The sequence below is a fragment of the Streptomyces sp. NPDC002306 genome, from assembly GCF_053593435.1.
The window spans coordinates 483,276-504,715 of sequence record NZ_JBSFCK010000001.1; the positions used below are offsets into that span (position 1 = coordinate 483,276).

The 21,440-nt window shown below is 71.8% G+C and carries 20 protein-coding genes and 1 pseudogene; 6 read left to right on the plus strand and 15 right to left on the minus strand.

Annotation, left to right across the window (positions count from 1 at the left end):
• Positions 1 to 39: 39 nt before the first annotated feature.
• Positions 40 to 699 (minus strand): GTP cyclohydrolase II, encoded by a 660-nt coding sequence (ribA, locus tag ACWCQK_RS02110; protein ID WP_451150862.1) that lies wholly within the window; start codon positions 697 to 699, stop codon positions 40 to 42.
• A 38-nt stretch (positions 700 to 737) separates the two neighbouring features.
• On the opposite strand from ribA, the gene ACWCQK_RS02115 reads away from it, so the two are divergent.
• Positions 738 to 1,559, plus strand: coding sequence for a creatininase family protein (locus ACWCQK_RS02115; protein WP_451150864.1), 822 nt, complete (start codon positions 738 to 740; stop codon positions 1,557 to 1,559).
• Between the two features lie 227 nt (positions 1,560 to 1,786).
• Here the strand turns inward: ACWCQK_RS02115 and ACWCQK_RS02120 are convergent.
• From ACWCQK_RS02120 to ACWCQK_RS02140, 5 genes and pseudogenes are all read right to left on the minus strand, one after another.
• Positions 1,787 to 2,845: pseudogene (locus ACWCQK_RS02120) on the minus strand (lysylphosphatidylglycerol synthase transmembrane domain-containing protein); the annotation flags it as partial.
• Entirely contained in the window at positions 2,842 to 3,984 is a 1,143-nt protein-coding gene (locus ACWCQK_RS02125) for a trans-aconitate methyltransferase (protein WP_451150866.1), read from the minus strand. The gene ACWCQK_RS02125 and the pseudogene ACWCQK_RS02120, both read right to left, overlap by 4 nt.
• Complete coding sequence (locus tag ACWCQK_RS02130) at positions 3,981 to 5,162, minus strand: glycosyltransferase family 4 protein (RefSeq protein WP_451150868.1); 1,182 nt, start codon at positions 5,160 to 5,162, stop codon at positions 3,981 to 3,983. The genes ACWCQK_RS02125 and ACWCQK_RS02130 overlap by 4 nt, the downstream gene beginning before the upstream one ends.
• A complete protein-coding gene (locus tag ACWCQK_RS02135; protein ID WP_451150870.1) occupies positions 5,159 to 5,557 on the minus strand; it encodes a 6-pyruvoyl trahydropterin synthase family protein in 399 nt (132 codons plus the stop codon). The genes ACWCQK_RS02130 and ACWCQK_RS02135 overlap by 4 nt, the downstream gene beginning before the upstream one ends.
• A 113-nt stretch (positions 5,558 to 5,670) precedes the next feature.
• On the minus strand, positions 5,671 to 6,651 hold the full coding sequence (locus tag ACWCQK_RS02140) for a dehydrogenase (RefSeq protein ID WP_451150872.1): 981 nt from the start codon (positions 6,649 to 6,651) through the stop codon (positions 5,671 to 5,673).
• A 107-nt stretch (positions 6,652 to 6,758) separates the two neighbouring features.
• Here ACWCQK_RS02140 and ACWCQK_RS02145 point away from each other — a divergent pair, with 107 nt between their 5' ends.
• A complete protein-coding gene (locus ACWCQK_RS02145) occupies positions 6,759 to 7,529 on the plus strand; it encodes a CDP-alcohol phosphatidyltransferase family protein (RefSeq protein WP_451150874.1) in 771 nt (256 codons plus the stop codon).
• Positions 7,530 to 7,685: 156 nt separating this feature from the next.
• Here the strand turns inward: ACWCQK_RS02145 and ACWCQK_RS02150 are convergent, their stop codons facing one another.
• The gene (locus ACWCQK_RS02150; RefSeq protein ID WP_451150876.1) at positions 7,686 to 8,426 is read right to left on the minus strand and encodes a YcnI family copper-binding membrane protein; all 741 of its coding nucleotides are present in this window, start codon (positions 8,424 to 8,426) and stop codon (positions 7,686 to 7,688) included.
• Between the two features lie 39 nt (positions 8,427 to 8,465).
• Positions 8,466 to 9,086: a hypothetical protein gene (locus tag ACWCQK_RS02155; protein WP_451150878.1), complete on the minus strand. Its 621-nt coding sequence runs from the start codon at positions 9,084 to 9,086 to the stop codon at positions 8,466 to 8,468.
• A gap of 248 nt (positions 9,087 to 9,334) precedes the next feature.
• Here ACWCQK_RS02155 and ACWCQK_RS02160 point away from each other — a divergent pair, with 248 nt between their 5' ends.
• From ACWCQK_RS02160 to ACWCQK_RS02175, 4 genes are all read left to right on the plus strand, one after another.
• Positions 9,335 to 10,282, plus strand: a complete 948-nt coding sequence (locus ACWCQK_RS02160) for an ATP-binding protein (protein WP_451150880.1) — start codon at positions 9,335 to 9,337, stop codon at positions 10,280 to 10,282.
• Positions 10,283 to 10,329: 47 nt separating this feature from the next.
• Positions 10,330 to 10,722, plus strand: a complete 393-nt coding sequence (locus ACWCQK_RS02165) for an SCO5389 family protein (RefSeq protein WP_451150882.1) — start codon at positions 10,330 to 10,332, stop codon at positions 10,720 to 10,722.
• Between the two features lie 453 nt (positions 10,723 to 11,175).
• Positions 11,176 to 12,642: a hypothetical protein gene (locus ACWCQK_RS02170; protein WP_451150884.1), complete on the plus strand. Its 1,467-nt coding sequence runs from the start codon at positions 11,176 to 11,178 to the stop codon at positions 12,640 to 12,642.
• An 81-nt stretch (positions 12,643 to 12,723) separates the two neighbouring features.
• Entirely contained in the window at positions 12,724 to 13,344 is a 621-nt protein-coding gene (locus ACWCQK_RS02175) for a hypothetical protein (protein WP_451150886.1), read from the plus strand.
• 58 nt (positions 13,345 to 13,402) lie between these two features.
• On the opposite strand, the gene ACWCQK_RS02180 is transcribed toward ACWCQK_RS02175, so the two are convergent.
• The 7 genes from ACWCQK_RS02180 to ACWCQK_RS02210 form a co-directional block, all read right to left on the minus strand.
• A complete protein-coding gene (locus ACWCQK_RS02180) occupies positions 13,403 to 13,588 on the minus strand; it encodes a DUF397 domain-containing protein (RefSeq protein WP_451150888.1) in 186 nt (61 codons plus the stop codon).
• Positions 13,585 to 14,457, minus strand: coding sequence for a helix-turn-helix domain-containing protein (locus tag ACWCQK_RS02185; protein ID WP_451150890.1), 873 nt, complete (start codon positions 14,455 to 14,457; stop codon positions 13,585 to 13,587). The genes ACWCQK_RS02180 and ACWCQK_RS02185 overlap by 4 nt, the downstream gene beginning before the upstream one ends.
• Before the next feature lie 221 nt (positions 14,458 to 14,678).
• Positions 14,679 to 16,565: a discoidin domain-containing protein gene (locus ACWCQK_RS02190; protein WP_451150892.1), complete on the minus strand. Its 1,887-nt coding sequence runs from the start codon at positions 16,563 to 16,565 to the stop codon at positions 14,679 to 14,681.
• A 136-nt stretch (positions 16,566 to 16,701) separates the two neighbouring features.
• Positions 16,702 to 18,066 carry a GH1 family beta-glucosidase gene (locus tag ACWCQK_RS02195; protein ID WP_451150894.1) on the minus strand — a complete coding sequence of 455 codons (1,365 nt, stop codon included), beginning with the start codon at positions 18,064 to 18,066 and terminating at the stop codon, positions 16,702 to 16,704.
• A 44-nt stretch (positions 18,067 to 18,110) separates the two neighbouring features.
• Positions 18,111 to 18,965, minus strand: coding sequence for a carbohydrate ABC transporter permease (locus tag ACWCQK_RS02200; protein ID WP_451150896.1), 855 nt, complete (start codon positions 18,963 to 18,965; stop codon positions 18,111 to 18,113).
• The gene (locus ACWCQK_RS02205; RefSeq protein ID WP_451150898.1) at positions 18,958 to 19,956 is read right to left on the minus strand and encodes a carbohydrate ABC transporter permease; all 999 of its coding nucleotides are present in this window, start codon (positions 19,954 to 19,956) and stop codon (positions 18,958 to 18,960) included. The genes ACWCQK_RS02200 and ACWCQK_RS02205 overlap by 8 nt, the downstream gene beginning before the upstream one ends.
• 5 nt (positions 19,957 to 19,961) lie before the next feature.
• Positions 19,962 to 21,278 carry an ABC transporter substrate-binding protein gene (locus tag ACWCQK_RS02210; protein WP_451150900.1) on the minus strand — a complete coding sequence of 439 codons (1,317 nt, stop codon included), beginning with the start codon at positions 21,276 to 21,278 and terminating at the stop codon, positions 19,962 to 19,964.
• Positions 21,279 to 21,440: the final 162 nt, after the last annotated feature.

Sequence of the window (21,440 nt, forward strand, 5' to 3'; positions counted from 1 at the left end):
GGTGTCGTGCGGTGGGTCAGGACACCGCCAGGAGCGGGGTCAGGACCAGTGCGCCACCGCGTCGAGGTGGGGAAGGTGGTGGTCGAGACGCTCCCGCTTGGTCCTGAGATAGGTGATGTTGTTCTCGCACGGCGGGATCAACAGCGGTACCTGCTCGGCGACCTCGATGCCGTGCCGCAGCAGATCCTCCCGCTTGCGCGGGTTGTTGGACATCAGCCGGACGGAGCGCACCCCGAGGTCGCGCAGGATCCCGGCGGCCACACCGTAGTCGCGGGCGTCGACCGGCAGGCCCAGCGCGAGGTTCGCCTCGACCGTGTCCAGTCCCTCGGCCTGGAGGGCCATCGCGCGCAGCTTGCCGAGCAGGCCGATGCCGCGGCCCTCGTGACCCCTCAAGTAGACGACGATGCCGCTCCCTTCGGCGGCCACCGCACGCAGCGCGGAGGCGAGCTGGTCGCCGCACTCGCAGTGCTGGGAGCCGAAGGCGTCACCGGTGAGGCACTCCGAGTGCAGCCGGGTGAGGACGTTCTCGGAACCGATCTCGCCGTAGACGAGGGCCACTTGCTCGTCACCGCGGTCATGGTCGAGGTAACCGATCGCCTGGAATTTCCCGTACACGGTGGGCAGCGGGGCATTCACGATGCGTTCCACGCCCGTGCGCTGTGGGGACTTCTTGCCGAGTACGCCGATTTTTTCTGTCATGATCTGATTCCTAAGCAGAGACGAAAGGCCGTGAAGAAATGAGTGGTTCGGGCGCGCGTACGGCGGCCTACGGTTTGCCGGCGGACACTACGGAAGACGTACGGACGCGGGGGGCGAGCGTCTCAACACAGATCGCCGTCCTTCCCGTCGGCAGCTTCGAGCAGCACGGTCCGTTCCTGCCGCTGGCGACCGACACCCTGGTCGCCTGTGCCGTGGCCCGGGACATCGCCGACGCGTACCCGGTGCACCTCCTTCCGCCGGTGACGATCTCCTGTTCGCACGAGCACGCGGCCTGGCCGGGCACCGTCAGCATCTCCGCCGTGACCCTGCACGCGGTGGTACGCGACATCGCCGACTCGCTGCGCCGGTCGGGCGTGGACACCCTCGTGGTGGTCAACGGGCACGGCGGCAACTACGTCCTGGGCAACGTCGTCCAGGAGTCCTCCGCGCGCGGGGAGCGGATGGCCCTGTTCCCGGCCGCCGAGGACTGGGAGACGGCGCGGGAGCGGGCCGGGGTACAGACCTCGCTGCTGACCGACATGCACGCGGGGGAGATCGAGGCCTCCATCCTGTTGCACGCTCATCCAGAATTGATCCGTCCTGGTTACGAGTCCGCGGATTTCGTCGCGGACGACCGTCGTCATCTCCTCACCACGGGAATGTCCGCCTATACCGATTCGGGTGTCATCGGCCGCCCTTCGCTGGGTTCCGCGGAAAAGGGAAAGGCACTGTTGGCGAGCCTGACCGATTCCTTCGGCGCGTATTTCGCACTGCTCGGCGGCAAGGACGGCTCCGACGCCGCGCACGGTGAAGGCGCCACGGACGCGGTCATCGCGGGCGCGGACGACGGGCGCGGATAGTCCCCGTCGGGTGTGCGGTCGCCGGCTGTGGGGGCGCGGTCGTCGGACGTACCGTCGCTGGCCGTACGCTCGTCGGTCGTACGGTCGTCGGTCGCCGGGTCCGCCACCGCGGTGCCGGACGCCGGGGCCCTGAGTCCCTGGTACCAGCGGACGACCAGGACCAGCGCGCCCGGCAGGGCGGCCACGAAGCTGAGGACGCCGTACACGACGGCGACGGCCAGCCCGCTGCTCGCGCCGAGCCCGGCGGCGCCGAACGCCCAGACGGTGACGCCCTCGCGGGGGCCGAAGCCGCCGACGTTCAGGGGCACCCCCATGGCGACCAGGGCGAGGACGGCCAGCGGCAGCAGCACGGGGACGGAGGCGCCGACCCCGACGACCCGGGCGGCCAGCACGAACATCGTGAGGTGGCCGGCCAGCACGACCAGGGAGGACAGGGCGACGCCCGGCCCGTTGCGGCGCGACGTCAGCCCCTCGCGTGCCTCGGCGAGCGTCGCCCGCAGCGCCCGCCCGCGACGGGAGGCGGACGGCGCGCGGTTCATGCGCAGGGCGAGGACGACGGCCAGGGCGCCCAGCGCGCCGAGGGCCGCGAGCGGTACGAGGTGCCGGGTCTCGTCCCTGACGGGGGACGGCAGCGTCAGCAGGATCGCCGCTCCGGCCACCGCGAGCGCGATCTGCCCCGCTACCCGCTCCAGCACCACGGCCCGTACCCCGCGCCCGACGTCACCGGCGCTCTGCCCGTGCCGGACGGCCCGGTGCACATCGCCGAGGACGCCCCCGGGCAGGGCCGCGTTCAGGAACAGCGCGCGGTAGTAGTCGGCCACCGCGGGGCCGAACGGCAGCCGCAGCCGCAGGCCCCTGGCGACGAGCGCCCAGCGCCAGGCGCTGAACACCGTCGTGACGGCGCCGATCGCGACCGAGACGAGCAGGGTCACGGCGTCGATCCGGCGCAGCCCGTCCAGGAAGACGCCCGTTCCCAGCCGCCACGACAGCACACCGAGGATCGCGACTCCGGCGACGGTGCCCAGATGGGTACGGACGGCCCGGGAGAACCGGCCGCGGGAGCGCTGCGCGACGACGGAAACCTCGGCGGAGGAGACGGGGACCTCAGCGGCGGAGACGGCGACCGCGCAGGACGCGGCACGGCCCTCGGCACCGGCGGCAGCGGAGACGACGACGGCCTCGGAACCAGCGGCCCGCGCGGGCGTTCGGCCCGCGCCGGTCCGGGTCGCCTGCGTCGGGGGCCGCGTCGCGGCGACGGCCTGCGCGCTCACCGTCTCCGCGGTCATGACGAGGCTCCGCCCGTCGGCCCGGGTAGCGCCAGCAGGTCGCTGTGGTGGACGACGACGCTCAGCTCACCGGCCGCGCAGGCGGCCAGCCGGGCCGCGAGGTACTGCTCGGCGCGGGCGGCCAGTTCGGGCCGCTCCTCGACGGCGGCGCCGACCCAGCCGCGCAGCCACTGGGCCGTCAGCGCGGCGTCGTCGGGGCCGAGCCGCCAGGCGCTCGGGTGCAGCTTCACCGTCGCGCCGTGCGCGGCGAAGGCCTCGCAGGCGACCGTGACGGCGTCCGGGCCGAGCAGGCCGCCTCGCCGCTGGTGGGCGTTGAAGGCCGCGGTGATCTCCGCGTCCAGCGGGTCGGCGGGGGTGAGTTCGACGCGTCCGGCGACGGACAGCGTCAGCAGGGCCGGGCAGCCGGCGCCCGCACAGGCGACGGCGAGGGTGTCGATCTCCTCGCGGGTCAGTACGTCCAGCAGCGCCGAGGCCGTCACCAGCGAGGCGCCGACGAGGGCGTCCGGGGTCAGCCGGGCGACGTCGCCGCGCCGGGTCTCGACGGTGATCCGGCTGCCGTCGGCGGCGGAGCGCGGCGAGGCCACGGCGGCGAAGTGGAGCAGATAGGGGTCGCGGTCGTGCAGGACCCAGTGCTGGGCGCCGTCGAGGCGGGGGGCCAGCCAGCGGCCCATCGAGCCGGTGCCGCAGCCCAGGTCGTGGATGACGGACCCGGACCGGCCGGGCAGGTCGGCGAGCCGGGCGCGCAGCGGGTCCAGCAGGTCCACCGACCGCGCCACGGCGTCGGCGCTTTCGCGCAGTTCCAGCCACTCGGGGGCGTAGCGGGGCGGTTCGTCGGGGCCGGTCTCCCGCAGTCGCACGGTGGCCCGCTCCTCCGTCCGGCCGACGGGACCGGCGCCTGCGATCACGTTCTCCACGGCGTACGCCGCTCCCTTGCCGTCGGTCGTGTCCACCGTCTCGGTCGTGTCCACCGTGCCGGTCGTCGTCACCGTCTCGGTCGTGGTCACCGTGTTCGCCGTGGTCACCGCGTCCTCGGTGGTCACGGTGCTCGCCGTGTCCGCCGCCTGTCGGGGGCCCGGCTGGGCCGGGATCCCCCGGGCGCGCCGCGCCAGGTCCGCCGGTGTCGCCGTGGTCTTCCTCATGCCGCCCTCCGGGGTTCGCTGGGAAGCCGGCCCAGTACGCCGGCGAGGGTCTTGGCGGTCGTCGCCCAGCCGCCGAGGGCGGCGCGCCGGCTGCGCGCGGCGGCCTTCAGGCGGCGCCGTACGTCCGCCTCGCCGAACCAGCCGCGCAGTTCGGCGGCGAGGGCGGCGGGGTTCTCCGGCGGGACGAGGATGCCGGGGACACCCCCGTCGGGGGCGCGGCCCACCGCTTCCGGGAGCCCGCCGACGTCGGTGGCCAGCACCGGGATACCGCGCGCGAGCGCCTCGGTGACCGCCATGCCGTACGTCTCGGCGTAGGAGGTGAGGACCATCAGGTCGGCGGCGGCGTAGCTGGCGTCGAGTTCGGCGCCGACCTGCGGTCCGGCGAGGTGCAGCCGGTCCTCGAGGCCGTGCTCGCGGATCAGGGTGCGCAGATGGGCGACGTACTCGGGGTCCTGGCCGAGGCCGCCCACGCACACGCAGCTCCACGGCAGGTCGGCCGCCGCGGCGAGCGCCTCGACCAGGCGGTGCTGGCCCTTGCGCGGGGTGACCGCGGCGACGCACAGCAGCCGGGAGACGCCGTCGGTGCCGGAGGCGAGGGGGGCGATGTCGGCGCCGGGGGCGGCGACATGGACCCGTTCGGGCAGGAGACCGTGGTGGGAGATGAGACGGCGGACCGCCCAGTCGCTGGTGGCGATCACCGCGGGGACCGCGCGCAGCACGGTGCGCTCGCGGGTGTCCAGGTCGGCGGCCACGTCGGGCGCGAGGCCCGTCTCGTCGCCGAGCGGGAGGTGGACGAGGACCGCGAGCCGCAGGCGTTCGGCCTCCGGGACGACGATCTCCGGGACCCCGCAGGCGACGATCCCGTCCAGCAGGACGACCGACCCGTCGGGCAACTGGCTGAGCGTGCGCGCCAGTTCCGCGCGGGCGGCCACACCGGGGCGGGGCCAGGCGCCGTCCACCGCGTGCTTGTGCACCTGCCAGCCGAAGCCGGGGAGGTCGAGGCTGACCCGGCGGTCGTAGGCGTTGCCGCCACTGGGCGCGGCCGGGTCGTCGACACCGCCCGGCAGCACGAAGTGCACGGAGCGCAGGGACATGGGGATGATCTCGCCGTTCTGCCGGGCCACGGTCTGCACGGGCACATAGGCGAGGGGCGCCGGGCCGATGGTCGTGTCGGTCACAGCCCACGCTCGTAACTCGCCCAGGCGACGTGCGACTCGTGCAGGGTGACGGAGATCCCCGTCAGGCCCCGGGCGCCCTCGCCGAGCGCGCCCTTGTGGATCTGGTCGGCGAGCCGGTCGGCGATGACCTTGGCCAGGAACTCCGTCGAGGTGTTGATACCGGCGAAGTCGGGCTCGTTGTCGAGGTTTCTGAAGTTCAGCTCGCTGACGACGGCCCCGAGTTCCTGGGTGGCCAGACCGATGTCGACGACGATGTTGTCGTCGTCCAGCTCCTCGCGCCGGAAGCTGGCGTCCACCAGGAACGTAGCTCCGTGCAGGCGCTGAGCGGGTCCGAAGACCTCACCGTGGAAGCTGTGGGCGATCATGATGTGATCGCGGACAGTGACACTGAACAACGGACGACCCTCCAGGTGCGGCACGTCTGGTCCCCGGCTGATGTCCACCGGGGTGCCGTGTAGTACGGCTCTTCACTTCCCCGTGTTCAGCCGGATCCCACTCTTTTCTCAGGTCAGGCGCTCTTGTCGTACCGGACCCGGTGACACAGCGCCGGAATCTCGCCGGAGGCGATCTTCGGCATCACCTCCGGGAGGTCCTCGAAAGCCGACTCGCCCGTGACGAGCGCGTCCAGCGCGGGGTCGGCGAGGAGGTCGAGGGCGAGGGCCAGCCGGTCGGCGTAGCTGCGGTTGGCGCGGGCCGGTGAGACGGTGCCGACCTGGCTGCCGCGGAGGGTGAGCCGCCGCGAGTGGAAGGCCTCGCCGAGCGGGAGGGTGACCTTCCGGTCGCCGTACCAGCTCAGTTCGACGACCGTGCCCTCGGCGGCGAGCAGCTCCAGCGACCGGGTGAGGCCCTGTTCCGTGGCGCTGGCGTGGACGACCAGGTCGCACTCGCCGAGGGCTCGCTCGGGGGTGGCGAAGCCGACGCCGAGGGCCTCGGCGACCGCGGCCCGCGCCGGGTCGGCGTCGACGAGCTGGACGCGTACGCCCGGGAACCGGGCCAGCAGGGCGGCCACCGAGCAGCCGACCATGCCGCCGCCGACCACGGCGACGCGGTCGCCGACCAGGGGGGCCGCGTCCCACAGCGCGTTCACCGCGGTCTCCACCGTGCCGGCCAGCACGGCCCGCTCGGCGGGCACGGTGTCCGGCACCGGTGTCACGGCGCTCACCGGCACGACGTAGCGCGTCTGGTGCGGGTAGAGGCAGAAGACCGTACGGCCGACCAGCTCGTCCGGGCCCTCCTCCACGATGCCGACGCTGAGGTAGCCGTACTTGACCGGGCCGGGGAAGTCGCCGTCCTGGAAGGGGGCCCGCATGGCCGCGCGCTGGCCGGCCGGGACCCCGCCGCGGAAGACGAGCGTCTCCGTGCCGCGGCTGATCCCGGACCACAGCGCACGCACGGTCACCTCGCCCTCGGCGGGCTCCGGGAGGGTGAGGTCGCGCAGCTCGCCGTGGCCCGGCGAGCGCAGCCAGAACGCGCGGGCTGAACGGTTCATCGACATCCTCCTGAACGATCGACACGTGGTTCACGTACCGAGATGTGCACAGGCCGCGCACAGTACGCGGCGTTGATCGACTCTGTCACTCGGCCGGAGGATGTGCGGTGGCCCTGAACAACACTTACGACGCAAGGCTGGTCCAGCAGGAGACCGCTGTGGGAGCGGGCGTACAGATCCTGCTGCTGGCTCTGCTCGGCACGGCGATCGGCATGGGGCCGGCCGGCTGGCTGACCGGCCTGGCGTTCGCGATCGCGAGCTGGGCGGTGCTGTCGCGGGCCCTGCACCGTTCCCGGCTGCGTTCCTTCGGCCCGGCGAATCGGGTCACCCTCGGCCGGGCCACCCTGGTCGGCGGGGTGACCGCGCTGGTGGCGGACTCCTTCGAGAGCGCGCCGCCGGTCACGCTCCTGGTCGGCCTGACGGCCGTGGCCCTGATCCTGGACGGCGTGGACGGCAAGGTGGCCCGCCGCACGGGCACGTCGACCGCGCTGGGCGCCCGGTTCGACATGGAGGTCGACGCGTTCCTGATCCTGGTGCTCAGCGTCTACGTCTCCATGGAACTGGGCCCCTGGGTGCTGCTCATCGGCGGTATGCGCTACGCCTTCGTGGCGGCCGCCCGGGTGTGGCCGTGGCTGAACGCGGCCCTGCCGCCGAGCACCGCCCGCAAGACGGTCGCCGCGCTCCAGGGCGTCCTGTTGCTCCTGGCGGGCGCCGATCTGCTGCCGTACGCGGCGAACTTCGGGGTGGCGCTGCTGGCGCTGGGGCTGCTGGTGTGGTCGTTCGGCCGGGACGTGCTGTGGCTGTGGCGGGCCTCGCGCATATCGGAGCAGGCGGCTCCCGCCCCGTCCGGGAAGGTGCTGGAACTGGCCGCGCGCTGAGTCGTCCGCCGTCCGCCCCGATCGACGGACGGACGGCCGTAGGGCCCGGATCACCCCTGGTGGTCCGGGCCCTTCGGCTTTCCTCCGGCGCCGCTCGGCGTCACATCGCGGTGGCCGCCGCCGTCGCTGTGGCTGCCGCCGTCACCGTCGCCGTCTTTACGAGCGTGCGGAACGGGTGCGGACGAACGCGAAGGCCGCCGCGGCCAGTCCGAGTACGCCGACGACCAGACCGGCGACGCCCAGGCCGCGCGCGGTGGAGTCACTGGCGGAGGCGTTGGTGGTGGCAGCGGCGGAGCCCGCCGGTGCGGAGCTCTTCGCGGCCGCGGCCGGGGTCGGCTCGTCGTCGTCCTCGCTCGCCGTCAGTTCGAGGACCGGTGCCGGGTTCTCCGGCTCCTCCGCGCCCGGCTGCTCCTCCTCGATCCAGCGGACGACGTTGCCGTCGGAGTAGGTCTGCAAGGTCTTGAAGGCCAGTTGGTCGGTGTCCTCAGGCAGTTCACCGAAGGCGACGTCGAAGTCCTCGAACTGCCCGGCCCCGATCTTCCCGCCGGTCCAGGTGATCTCGGAGACGGCTTCGGTGATGGTGCCGTCGTCGGTCTTGAACGGCGTCTTGAGCTTGGTGGTGGTCACCTTCGCGGTCCAGCCGTCGTGCGGGCTGACGAGCACGCCGAGCACGGGGTGGTCGGTCGGCAAGAACACCTGGACCTTCGTGGTGCTCGCGGAGTCGTCCTCGTTGGGGACCCGGAAGGTCAGGACGCCGTCGGTGGCGCCCTTCTCGTAGCTCTCCGGGTGGACGGTGACGTGCGCGGAGGCGACACCGGCCGCGGCGAGCACGCCGGCGGCGGCGAGCACGGTGACGAGACCGGCGCGGCGCAGGGTGGTGGCACGGGTGAGGGACATGGGTGAGTGGATCTCCGTACGGAAGAGTGTGGCGGGGGGTCAACTGGCGTACGGGATCCAGGTGGGCGGGCCGCGGCGGCTCACCGCGTGCCGGAGCAGCAGCGTCCGCGGCGGGAGCGTGCCGACCGGCGCGCGGCCGGCGATGGGCAGCGGAGGCGGCGCGGCCGGGGCGCGCCACCAGGCCACGAGTCCGGGCAGGAAGGTGACCGCCCACCGCAGCAGTGACCACACGGCCGCCTCCCCGCGCCGCAGCCACCAGGAGGCGACCAGCGCGGCGAGGACGTGGGCGGCGACCACGCCCGGGTTCATGGCGTGCGCCTGGGTGACCGGGTGGCCGTCGCCGCCGTGCAGGTGTGTCATGTGCGCCATGTGGCCCATGTGCGCCATGTCGGCCATGTGCGCGGCGGGAGCGGTGGCGTGGGAGAAGGCGATGTGCAGTCCCGCCTGGGTGGCGAGCATGGCCGTGCCGATGCCCGGCAGGGACCGCTCGCGTCCGCCGAGCAGCCATCCGGCCGCGAAGACGGCCAGGAAGCCGGCGCCGTCCGCCCACAGCGGTGGCACGTTCCCGGTGGCGAGGCCGTGTCCGGCGGCGGCGAGCAGCACGCACACCGCGGCGAACACCGCGGCGCGCAGGCTCCGTACCGCCGGGGACGCGCTCATGGTCCGGGATCCTCCCACGGACGACGGGTACGCGTGGCGCCGACGCGGCGTCGTGTCGCGGCGCGACGCGGTGGTCCGCGCGCGACGCGGCGGCCGGGGCGCGCGCACCGGGACGACGGCCAGGAGCGGTCGGCCGGGCGGCGGGGTTTCCCCGTCCGCGCGCCTCGCGTGTCGATTTGACGGGGCTCAGGGGCACGCTCTAAACCTAGCAACATGACATTCATTTTCAACACAGAGGCCGGGCGGTAGTGCGCGTCGCGTTCGTCGGCAAGGGCGGCAGCGGCAAGACCACCCTGTCGGCGCTCTTCTCCCGCCGCCTGGCGCGCTCCGGCGCACCCGTGCTCGCCCTCGACGGCGACATCAACCAACACCTCGCCGAGGCGCTCGGCCGCCACGACGAGCCGTTCACCGCTCCACCCCTGAGCGCGCACCTGGGCGAGCTCAAGGACTACCTGCGGGGCGCCAACCCCCGCATCGCCTCCCGCGAGGTCATGGTCAAGACCACCCCGCCGGGGCGCGGTTCACGACTGCTGCGCCTCCTGGGCGACGACGAGGTGCACACCCGCCACGTCCAGCGTGTGGGCGACGTACCGCTGATGGTGACGGGCGCCTTCGACGAGGCCGACCTCGGAGTCTCGTGCTACCACTCCAAGCTGGGCGCGGTGGAGCTGTATCTGAACCATCTGGTCGACGGGCCCGGCGAGTACGTGGTCGTCGACATGACGGCGGGCGCGGACGCGTTCGCCTCCGGCCTGTTCACCCGCTTCGACCTGACCTTCCTGGTGGCGGAGCCGACCCGCAAGGGCGTCTCCGTCTACCGCCAGTACCGCGACCACGCCCGGGAGTTCGGGATCCCGGTCGTGGTGGTCGGCAACAAGGTGACCGGCGAGGAGGATCTCCTCTTTCTCAAGGAGGAGGTGGGCGACGACCTCCTCACCTACCTCGTCCACTCCCCCTGGGTGCGCTCGGCCGAACAGGGCCGTCCGAACGGCGTGCTGGAGCCGCACAACCGGCACGCCCTGAACCTGCTGCGTACGGCCGTCGACGCCCGCCCCAAGGACTGGCCGGCCTTCCAGCGCCACGCCGTCGCGTTCCATCTGCGCAACGCCGAGACGTGGGCGGACCGGGCGACGGGCCTCGACCTGGCACGTCAGGTGGACCCGGACTTCGTCCCGGGGCCGACGGCCCTGGTCTGACTCCCGCGACCGCCCACTCTCCTTGACTACAGACAGGACACTTCAGCATGTCTCTCGACGTCTCCCCCCAGCTCCTCGCCGAAGCCGAGCGCGGTGACCTCCACGAGGAGGACTTCGTGGACACCGTCCGCACGTCCCTCCCCTACGCCTACGACCTGATCGCCTCGCTCGCCGCCGAACTCCGCTCCGGCACGGCCGAATTCACCGACAACCAGACCCCGCCGCCCTCCGAGCGGGAGCGCGGCCAGCTTCTGCGCGCCCTCGCCGGCGACGCCATCCGCGGCAGCCTGGAACGCCACTTCGGCGTGGCCCTGGCCTTCCAGAACTGCCACCGGGTGGCGGCGTTCCTGCCGCAGGCGCGCGGCGGGGAGCGGTACGCGCGGTTCACCTCGACGCGGGCGCAGGTGCTCAACCAGTCGGCGGTACTGCGGGACTGCTGACCCGTCCCACGCGGCACGGCATCCCGCCCGCCCGCGCGGCAGCGCCTCGCCCCGTCCGGCCCGCGCCCGGCGGCGGCTCCGTATCTCCTTCGCGGGCGATACGGAGCCCGCACCGGGCGCACGTCGTCACCTGCCTGCCCGCCGGAGTGCGCGCCATCGCGTCGAGTTCCCGCCGTCGTCACCTGCCCGCCGACGTGCGCGGTGTCGCGTCCGTCGTAGCTGGTCCGCCGGAGCCGGGCGGCACAGCCGCCCCACGGTCTCGTGCAACCTTTTCCCCGTCCGAAGAGTCCGCGTCTCCATGCACGCGGACATCCCGGACCGGCGGCCCTCATCGGGCCGGCTCGTCCCACGACCGGGCCGACCAGGCCTCACCGAGCCACAGGGTCACCACACCCTGCGCGAAGACGCGCTCGGACACGACACCACGCACGGCGGCACAGGGGCGAGACGCAGTTGATCGACAGCACCACTCCACAGCGGGTCGCGCCCACCCCGGTCCCGCCCTCCCCGGCGGAGATACGCGGCGAACGCCGCCGCCTGATCGAGGCGATACGCGCCCTGCGCCGCCTTGTCGACAAGCGCCGCTCCTTCGAGGTCGCCGACCGCCGCCGACTCGACCGTGCGGCCAGGGACCGTGACCGCGCGCGAGCCACCCACGGCAAGGCGCTGCAACGCGTCCACGAGAAGCACGTCCGCCAGGAGCGCTCCCTCACCCGTCGGCTGAACGGCCTCGACGGCAGACGCGACAGCCAGGAAAGGCGAGTCCTCGCCATCCTGCGCCGTGAGTCCGTCGAGCGCGCTCTCCACAGCACCCGCCTCTCGGCGAGCGACGTCAACGGCATCGGCAGCGGCCTGGTCCGCGCCCTCGCCGCCCAAGGCATCTCCACGGCGGCCGACTTCACCCGGGTGAGCTGGGGCAGAGCACCAGGCGGCAAGGGCGGCGAGGTGCTGTACATCCATCGCGCCCATGGCCGCAAGGTCCACATCAACGGCATCGGCGAACACCGGGGCCGCCCTCTGATGGACTGGCGCCGAGCTGCCGTCGCGCGCGCGAAGGCTCGCGCCCCGCGTGAACTCCCCCCGGACGAACGCCACCGCATCGCCGAGATCATCGAGGCCGAACGCGTCCGGCTGACAGCGGAGCCGGCCAAGGTTCCGCACCTCGCGGAAGCGGCTCGCGCGGAGGCGGCGCGCCTCCACACGGACGCACTCGTACACCTCACCGCCGCCGAAGACGCTGCCGCGCGCCGCGCCGCGGAACGCCGGGCCGAGTTCGACGCGATGGCGGAGCATCTCCTCGCTCTTCAGTCGGAGCTGTCCCTCCACATGGGCCGGTACGGCGACGCGGGCCGCCGCTTCCGCCGTGGCCGGTCGTCCCGCGCGCTCCGACCGGTCGGCGCACTGCCCGCTGTCCCCGCTCCGCACACGCAGGACACGCCACAGCTGAGGCCCCAGCCCCGGCCGTCGCCCCGCCCGCCGGTCGATCTCACGAAGACGGACTCGGTCCCGGCCCAGGCCCCCGGGGTCCGGGCGGGCCTCGGCTGGCTGCTGCCGATCCTCTACTTCGGTCTCACGACCGTCGTGGGGGTGGGCGAACTGGGCGGCAACACGGCTTCCGTGTGGCTCATGGTCACCTCCCGGCTCCTGGCCCTGGCGGCCACCGCGGAACTTCTGCGTCTGTGGCTCCCGCGCAGAAGGTGGCGGTCGCCGCGCCCGATGCCCTCCGGGACCGGCCCACAGGCTTTCGGGGTGTTCTTCGCACTGACCGCCGCCGGCATGTTCGCGGACGAGAAGTCCGATGTCTTCGTGGGCGGCTGCGTCACGTCCGTCCTCGCCGGAGCGCTGCTGGTGGCCGGCACCGGCCGCCGTTGGAAGCCGACACGAGACCGCGTGGCCAAGGCTTCCGTGCCCTCCAGCTGATCCGGCGCCCCGCCCCTCCCACCCCACCCCCCGCCCACCCGCGCTGACACCGCGCATCCCGTCCTGACATGGAGTTGCGGCATGACCGACAACACGCCTGAAAGACCCGCCACGACGCCCGAGCCCCCGGCTCCGGGCCCGGTCCCCGGCGCCATCGCCCCGCCCGCGTTCCCCCCGGCGCCGCCGGCCTTCCCTCCGTCGGCCTTCGTCCCGACCGTCCCCCAGCGCCGCTCTCGCACGCGGGCCTTCATAGCCGTCGGTGTCGTCGCGGTGCTGCTCGCCGGCGGGGGCGTCACCTGGTGGGCCCTCAAGGGCGGCGACGACCCCATGAGTCACGTCGAGCTCTCGGGCGGCAAGCTCACGGAGGGCGAGAACAGCCTCCTCGAAGACGGCGAGGAGTGCGACGACATCGACGAGTTCGACTACAACGACTGCGGCGGCAGCACCGAATACATGTTCTCCTACGAGATCACCAACAAGGGCGACGAACCCGCCAACTACTCCGTGATCGTGAACGGCTTCGACGACGACGGCGATTTCGTCGGCCAGACGTTCATCGGCACCACCTATCTCCGCCCCGGCAGGACGGAGGCCGACGCCGGGCATTTCGACGAGTACGTCGAACTCGATGACGACCACGAGCTGTCCGACATCGACTCCATCGAGGTCGCCCACGTCGAGCGGATCGCTCTGGCCAACTGACCGCGCCCGCCGTCGTCCCCGCGGTGCTCGTGACGCCGAGCACCGCCGGAGGACCGCCTCACACCTGCGACACGAACCCCACGAACCGCGTCCAGCCCGCCCGCGGCACCACGAGGTGCGGACGCGTCACGTCCTTGGAATCCCTGACACAGACGGCCTGTTCGGTGAGGGCGACCTCAACGCAGTCGTCACCCTGGCTGCCGCTGAAGCTGGACTTGAACCACGCCAGTTCCGTCGCGCTCATAGCTCTCCTCGGAGTCGCTCCAACAGACCCCGCGAGTCCCGGGCGTTCAGGGCCTGCGAGCGCAGTGTGTCATAGCGCTGGTGGAGCAGACTCACCTCTTTCGGGTCGGAGATCAGCCGCCCGTTCTGCTGGCCTTCGGAGTAGCCGAGCCGCTGCCCCTTCGGGGTCTCCAGGAGTCGCACCGGCCCATCCAGACACGCGTGCAACCCGGCCTCCAACGGCACGATCTGGAGCGTCACATTGCGCGGTGCGCTCAGCTCCAGCACATGGTCGAACATGCCCCGCGTCTGCTCGGCGTCACCGAACCGCCGCCGGAACACATGCTCCTCGACGATGAAGCTGAAGGGTGTCGTCGGCCGCTCGAACAGCAGCCGCTGCCGCTCCATCCGCTTCACCATGAAGCTCTCCAACCGCGCGTCCGGCGCGACCGGCACGGTCCCCTCGAACACCGCCCGCGCGTACGCCTCCGACTGCAACAAGCCCGGCACCAGCCTGCATTCGTACGTGCACAGGCCGACCGCCTCCCGTTCCAGCCGAGCCCACCGCCGGAACCAGGCGGCCAGCCCCACATCCCCGCGCCCCCGTGTCACGAACCGGGAGCCTCGCCGCAGCGCGCCGGTGTTCCCCAGCACCTCGTCCGCCCGCTCCACGAACGCCACATCGGGCATCCGCCGCCCCAGCTCCACCGACTCCACGGTGTGGGTGGAGAACCGGACCAGGTCCGCGAACTCGGCCCTGCTGTACCCCGCGTGCTCCCGCAGCGCCTGCTGCACGGCGCCCCACGTCCGCAAACTGTCCGAGGGATCCGGCTCGCGGTCCTCCTGACCACCCGCCCGGTCGTCGTCGTACTCCCTGCCGCCGTCGTCCATCCGCGGCCACCTCCGGTTCCGCACACACTGATCGCTGCCCCGCACCCGACAGCACCCAGCGTGACGGAAGGACCGCCGTACCGTCCACAGAACGTGCCCGTACGCTCACACACCGTACGGATCGGTCCGCGCGCGGTGCGCCGGGCCCCAGGGGTCCTCGCCGAGGGCCGCGGCCTTCGGCGAGGCCCCCTCACCGGCCGTAGCGCAGCCGTGTGGGACGGTCAGCCCTTCTGTTCCACGCGGACCCAGTCCACCTCCGCCTGTGCTCCCCCGGCGGCGATCCGGTCGACGCTGGACTGGGGCAGGCCCCAGTAGGGGGTGGTGACCTGGTTCCAGCCGGCGGGGTAGGCGCCGCCCAGGGCCAGGTTGAGGATCACGTACTGCTGGTGGTCGAAGACCCACTGGCCGCGGGTGGACTCCAGCTTGTTGCGGGTCGTCTCCTGGACCGGGCGGTCGTCGACGAGGAAGCGCATGCCCGTCGGGGTCCACTCCACCGCGTACGTGTGCCACTGGTCGGCGCGGCCGCCGTTCGGGTAGGTCTGGCGGGCACCGATGTTGCCGTCCGCCGAGTAGCCGGGGCCGTGCAGGGCGGAGCTGGTCCAGTCGGCGTAGCCGATGTTCTCCATGATGTCGGTCTCACCGGAGGCGGGCCAGGAGACGGACGGGTTGTCGACGTTGCTGCCGAGGAGCCAGAAGGCGGGCCAGAAGCCGTCGCCGACCGGGAGCTTCATCCGGGCGCTGACCCGACCGTAGGTGAAGTCGAACTTCGTGTTGGTGTCGATACGGCCGGACGTGAAGTCGTAAGTGCCGCCGCCCGCCTGGGTGCAGCCCTTGCAGTACTTCGACCGGAGGATCAGGCTGCCGTTCTCCGTGCGGACGTTGTCGGTGGAGTCGACGTAGGCCTGCGACTCGCCGTTGACCGGGCCCATCTCCGTGCCGGTGCGTACGACACGCCACTTGGCACGGTCGAGGGCCGTGCCCGTGAAGTCGTCGAAGAACGTCGTCCGGTAGGCGCCCGACTGGTCGCCGGGGAGGGCGGGGTAGGCGGCCGAGGCGCTGCCGCCCGTTCCCCAGACCTCGAACTCGTAGAGCGAGTAGCCGAACTGGGCCGTGTAGGGGGCGGGGTTGTAGAAGGAGCGGCGCTCCTTGCCGAGCATGCGGACGTAGCGGCCGGTCGCCGGCTGTGCCAGGCGCACGGTGTCGTGGAGGCCGACGGCCTCGGACGGCGGCTTGACGTTCGCGCGGCGGGCGGCGATCTCGGCGGCCGAGGGCTGGTGGACCGTGCGCCAGGTGCGGTTGTCGTCGGACACCTGGAGCTGGTAGTCGACGGCGAAGGCCGCCTCCCAGTAGAGGTCGACGGTGTCGATCGTCGAGGTCGCGCCCAGGTCGACCGAGACCCAGCGGTCCGCGTTCCAGTCACTGGACCACCGGGTGGCGTCGGCCTTCAGGTCCGCGGGCCGGCCGCCGTCCGTCACGAACGCCGGTGAGTTGCCCGCGTGCTGGTAGTAGTTCGAGTAGGCCGGGTGGTTCAGGGCCAGGTTGGTGCGGGTCGTCGACGCGGGCGCGGGCTCGCCGCCGTACACCTTGAAGGAGTAGAGGGAGTAGCCGTACGGCGTGGCGCGCTCCAGGCCCCTGAGGCGGACGTAACGGCCGGTCGCCTCCTGGGGATACGTGCTCGCGGTGACCGAACCGCCGGTGCCTGCGGTCTCGGTGAAGAACGGGGTCCAGTCGGTGCCGTTCCTCGACACCTCCAGCACGTAACGCTTCCCGTAGGCGGCTTCCCAGTCGAGGGTGACCCGGTCGACGCGCAGCGTCGCGCCGAGGTCGAGCCGGATCCAGGCGTTGTCGGCGAAGTCGCTGGACCAGCGGGTGGCGCCGTCGCCGTCGAAGGCGAGGCCGGGGGTGGTGCCGCCGTTCTCGCTGCCGGAGGCGGTGACCGCGGCCGGGTTCAGGGCGTACGCGGCGGCCGCGCGGTCGGTGTCCCAGACCGCCGCCGCGGCGGCGGGCCGCGCGGCGGGTGCGGCGAAGGCCGGTCCGGCGGACAGCAGCGTCAGCGCGGCCAGCGCCGTCAGGAGCGTGCGGGGGGTGCGGGGGGTGCGGGATGGCATGCGGCTCTCCTCGATCCCTCGATCATGACGTGTACCTGACATTTTTGTGCGTGTTCGTGCTCCTCGGATCGTGCCGTGGTGACCTGCGGTGGGCGTGGACTCCCGCGCCCACGCCCACCGCAGGGGTTCGAGGACCTCAGGCGGCCCGGCTCGACCGGCCCCGGTGGGCGCGGACGACGTCCGCGTAGCGGTGGCCGGTGCCCTTGATGGTGCGGGCCTGGGTGTGGTAGTCGACGTGGACCAGCCCGAAGCGCTTGTCGTAGCCGTACGCCCACTCGAAGTTGTCCAGGAGCGACCAGGCGAAGTAGCCGGCCAGCGGGGCGCCCTTGCGGGCGGCGGACGCGCAGGCGGCGAGGTGCTGGATCAGGTACTCCTGGCGCTCGGGGTCGTCGACGGTGCCGTCGGGGCGTACGACGTCGGGGAAGGCGGAGCCGTTCTCCGTCACGTACAGCTTGCGCGGGCCGTACTCCTCGGTGAGGCGCAGCAGCAGCGTCTCGATGCCGCTCGCGTCGATCTCCCAGTCCATGCCGCTGCGCGGGACACCCTCGCGGCGCACCGAACGGGCGTGCGGCGCCGGGCCGGTGGGGTCGTCCTCGACGGTGGCCGGGAAGTAGTAGTTCAGGCCCAGCCAGTCGAGCGGTGCGGCGATCGTCTCCAGGTCGCCCGGCCGCTCGGGGAGTTCGACGCCGTAGACCTCGCGCATGTCGGCCGGGAAGCCGCGGCCGTGCACCGGGTCCAGCCACCAGCGGTTGGTGTGGCCGTCCATCCGGCGGGCCGCGGCCACGTCCTCGGGCCGGTCGGAGGCGGCGTACACGGTGGAGAGGTTGTTGACGATGCCGACTTCGGCGTGGGGCGCGGCGGCGCGGATGGCCTGTGCGGCGAGGCCGTGGCCGAGCAGGAGGTGGTAGGAGGCGCGGACGGCGGCCGTCAGGTCGGTCAGACCGGGGGCCATCTTGCCCTCCAGGTGACCGATCCAGGCCGAGCAGAGCGGCTCGTTGAGGGTCGCCCAGTGGGTGACCCGGTCACCGAGGCGCTCGGCGACGGCCGCGGCGTACGCGGCGAAGTGCTCCGCCGTCTCACGCTCGGGCCAGCCGCCGCGGTCCTGGAGCGCCTGGGGCAGGTCCCAGTGGTAGAGCGTGACGGACGGGGTGATGCCCGCCGCCAGCAGACCGTCGACCACCTCGTCGTAGAACGCGAGTCCCTTGGCGTTGACGGGGCCGTCGCCGCCGGGCACCACCCGCGGCCAGGCGACCGACAGCCGGTAGGCGTTGGTGCCCAGGTCGCGCATCAGGCCGATGTCCTCGCGCCAGCGGTGGTAGTGGTCGCAGGCGACGTCGCCGTGGTCGTCGTTGTCGATCTTGCCGGGGGTGTGCGAGAAGGTGTCCCAGATCGACGGCGAACGGCCGTCCTCCGCCACGGCTCCCTCGATCTGGTACGCCGATGTGGCCGTGCCCCACAGGAAGTCGTGCGGCAGTGCGGCGAGGTCGATACGTTCGGACACTGAAGCCCTCTCAGGAATTGGGGGGTCGGTCGCTTCGCCGCTGGTCACTTCACCGCTCCGGCGGTGAGTCCGGCGACGAGATAGCGCTGGAGCAGCAGGAATCCGGCGACCACGGGGACGCTCACGACGAGCGAGGCGGCCATGATCTGGTTCCAGTACACGTCGTTGAGCGTGGAGTAGCCCTGGAGCCCGACGGCGAGCGTGCGGGTGGTGTCGTTGGTCATCACCGACGCGAACAGCACCTCGCCCCAGGCCGTCATGAAGGCGTAGACGGCCACCGCGACGATGCCCGGGATGGCGGCCGGCACCACGACCCGGAACAGCGCGCCGAGCGGGCCGCAGCCGTCCACGAGCGCCGCTTCGTCGAGTTCGCGCGGCACCGAGTCGAAGTACCCGATCAGCATCCAGATCGAGAACGGGAGGGAGAAGGTGAGATACGTCAGGATCAGCCCGCCGCGCGAGCCGAACAGGGCGATGCCCGTGGCGTTGCCGATGTTGACGTACAGGAGGAACAGCGGCAGGAGGAAGAGGATGCCGGGGAACATCTGCGTCGACAGGACGGTGACCGTGAACACGCGCTTGCCGCGGAACTCGTAGCGGCTGACCGCGTACGCGGAGAAGACCGCGATCACCACCGAGCAGGCGGTGGCCGCCCCGGCCACGATCAGCGAGTTCACGAAGTACCGGGCGAGCGGGACGGTCGACCAGATGTCGATGTACGGGCGGATGGTCAGGCCGCTCGGCAGCCAGCGGAACTTGCCGGTGACGTCAGCCAGCGGCTTCAGCGAGCTGGAGATCATGACGTACACCGGCACCAGCACGAACCCGGTGAGCAGGGTGAGGAAGACCCGCCGGGTCCACACGAACGAACTCGGCTGTGCCATCGGGGAGTCAGACATTCGAGGTCCTCCGTCCGCGCGACGTCAGGGCGAGGTACACGCCGGTGACGACGAGCAGGAAGAGCAGCAGGAGCACGGACATCGCCGATCCGGTGCCGAAGTTCCAGGTGACGAAGGAGGCCTGGTAGATGTGGACCGAGATGAGGTCCGCGGCCTCCGGGGCGGCCTTGCCGAACAGGACGTACGGCGTGTTGAAGTCGTTGAACGTCCACAGGAACAGCACCAGGATCAGTACCTGGTTGACCGGGCGCAGCGACGGCAGGGTGATACGGCGGATCTGCTGCCACACACCGGCGCCGTCGAGGGCGGCCGCCTCGTACAGCTCCCGCGGGATGTTCTGGAGGCCGGCCATGACGATCAGGAAGGCGAACGGCCAGCCCTTCCACACGGACACGACGAGCAGCGCGTAGAAGCTGTTGTCGCCGATCAGCCAGAAGGACGGCTGGTCGGTGAGGTGCAGCTGGTCGTGCAGCACGTGGTTCACCAGGCCGTTGTCGTGCTGGAACATGAACACCCAGGTGATGACGGCCGCGTAGACCGGCAGGGCGTACGGGACGAGGAACAGGGCGCGCAGCAGGCCACGGCCGCGGAAGGTGTCCTGCATGCAGATCGCGGCCGCCGTGCCGATCAGCCAGCACAGGCCGACGGACAGCAGGGTGAAGCCGACCGTGACCAGGAACGAGTGGAGCAGTGCCTCGCCGACGGGTGCGTCGAAGTCGACCGACACCGAGTAGTTGTCCAGTCCGGACCACGGCGCCGCGCCCCAGTCGCGGATGTAGAACTGGGTGAGCTCCTTGAAGCTCATCACGATGCCGATCACCATCGGCACCAGGTGGACCAGGAGTTCGAGGATCAGCGCCGGCAACAGCAGGACGTACGGCAGCCCGATACGGCGGAGCCGCCCGGTGCGGCGGCGGGGACCGCGCGCCGCACCGGGGGTGTCCTTGCGCACGACCCGCCCGCCGGCCTCCGAGGAGACAGTGGTGGTCATCGTGCTCACTTCGTCGGCATCTGCTGCTGGGCCTTCTCGAGCTTGGCCTTGACCGACTCGGTGGTGACCGGGCGGCCGCCGGCGGCGTCGGCGAACAGTTCCTTGATCGCCGTACCGACGGCCGTCTCGAACTGGGACTCGTCGGCGACCTGCGGCAGCGCGGCGGCGCTCTTCGCGAGGGTGTCCTTCAGGACGGCGTTGGAGGCGGTGTTGAAGGCGGCGTCCGTCTGCGCGGAGGCGACCGGCGGGATGGAGGTGTACGCGGTGTTGAGGATCTTCTGCTCGGCGTCGCTCGTCATGAACTTCACGAACTTGGTGGCGCCGCTGAGGTTGTCGGAGTTCTTGAAGACGGCCAGGTTGATGCCGGCCACCATCGAGTTGACGTTCGCGCCGGTGCCGGGGGTGCCGGACTGCACGGGCACCGGGGCGATGCCGTAGTCGTCCTCGCTCATGCCCTGGGACTTGAGGTTGGCGGACGCGGACTGCCACAGCAGCATCGCGTTCTTGCCCTTGGCGAAGTCGCTGACGGACTGGTTCTGCGCGTATTCGGCGTTGCCGGGGGCGATGATCTTGTCGGCGGCCATCAGGTCGACGTACTGCTTGACCGCGGCGACCACGTTGTCCGAGGTGAAGTCGGCCTTGCCGTCGGCGGTGAAGAAGTCGGCGCCGTGCTGCTTGGCGAAGACGAAGGCGTGGTGGATGTTCTCCGACACGTTCGCGCCCTCGGCGCCCAGGCCCCACTTGCCGCCCTTGGACAGCTTCTTGCCGTCGGCGACCAGTTCGTCCCAGGTGGCCGGCGGATTGGCTATGCCGGCGTCGGCGAACATCTGCTTGTTGTAGTAGAGCGCGTACGCCATCGAGTACAGCGGCACCGCCGCGGGGTCCTTGCCCTCGGCGCCGGTCGAGCCGAGCGCGGACGCGACGAAGCGGTCCTTGCCGCCGATCGCGGCGAAGTTCTTCGCGTCCCACGGCAGCAGTGCCCCGGTGGCCTGCAGCGAGGCGCTCCAGGTGTTGCCGATGTTGAGGACGTCGGGTCCCTGGCCGGAGGTGGTGGCGGTGAGGATCCGGTTCAGCAGGTCCGACCAGGGGACCACTTCCAGCTTGACCTTGATGCCGGTCTGCTTCTCGAACTTGTCGAGTTCGGGCTGGAGGACCTTCTTGTCGATCTCGATGCTCGCGCCCTGGTTGGAGGCCCAGTAGGTGAGCGTCTTCGGCGAGTCGTCGGACCCGCCGCCCGACGACGATCCGCCTCCGCAGGCCGAGGCGGCAAGGGCGAGTGACATGGTGACGGCGCCGACGGCCGCGGCTCGGAAACTGCGCATGGCTCCTGGTGTCCCTTTCCTGGAGTCGATGCCCGAGACAGACCGCGGAAGTGACACCCCGTTCGACTCCCGAAGCCCCTCATGGCTTAATTTAGGACGTGAGTTAAACCTCGGAAGAAAGGCGCGTCAAGACATCCGGCAGGGTCGTCCGGGGCGAGTCGG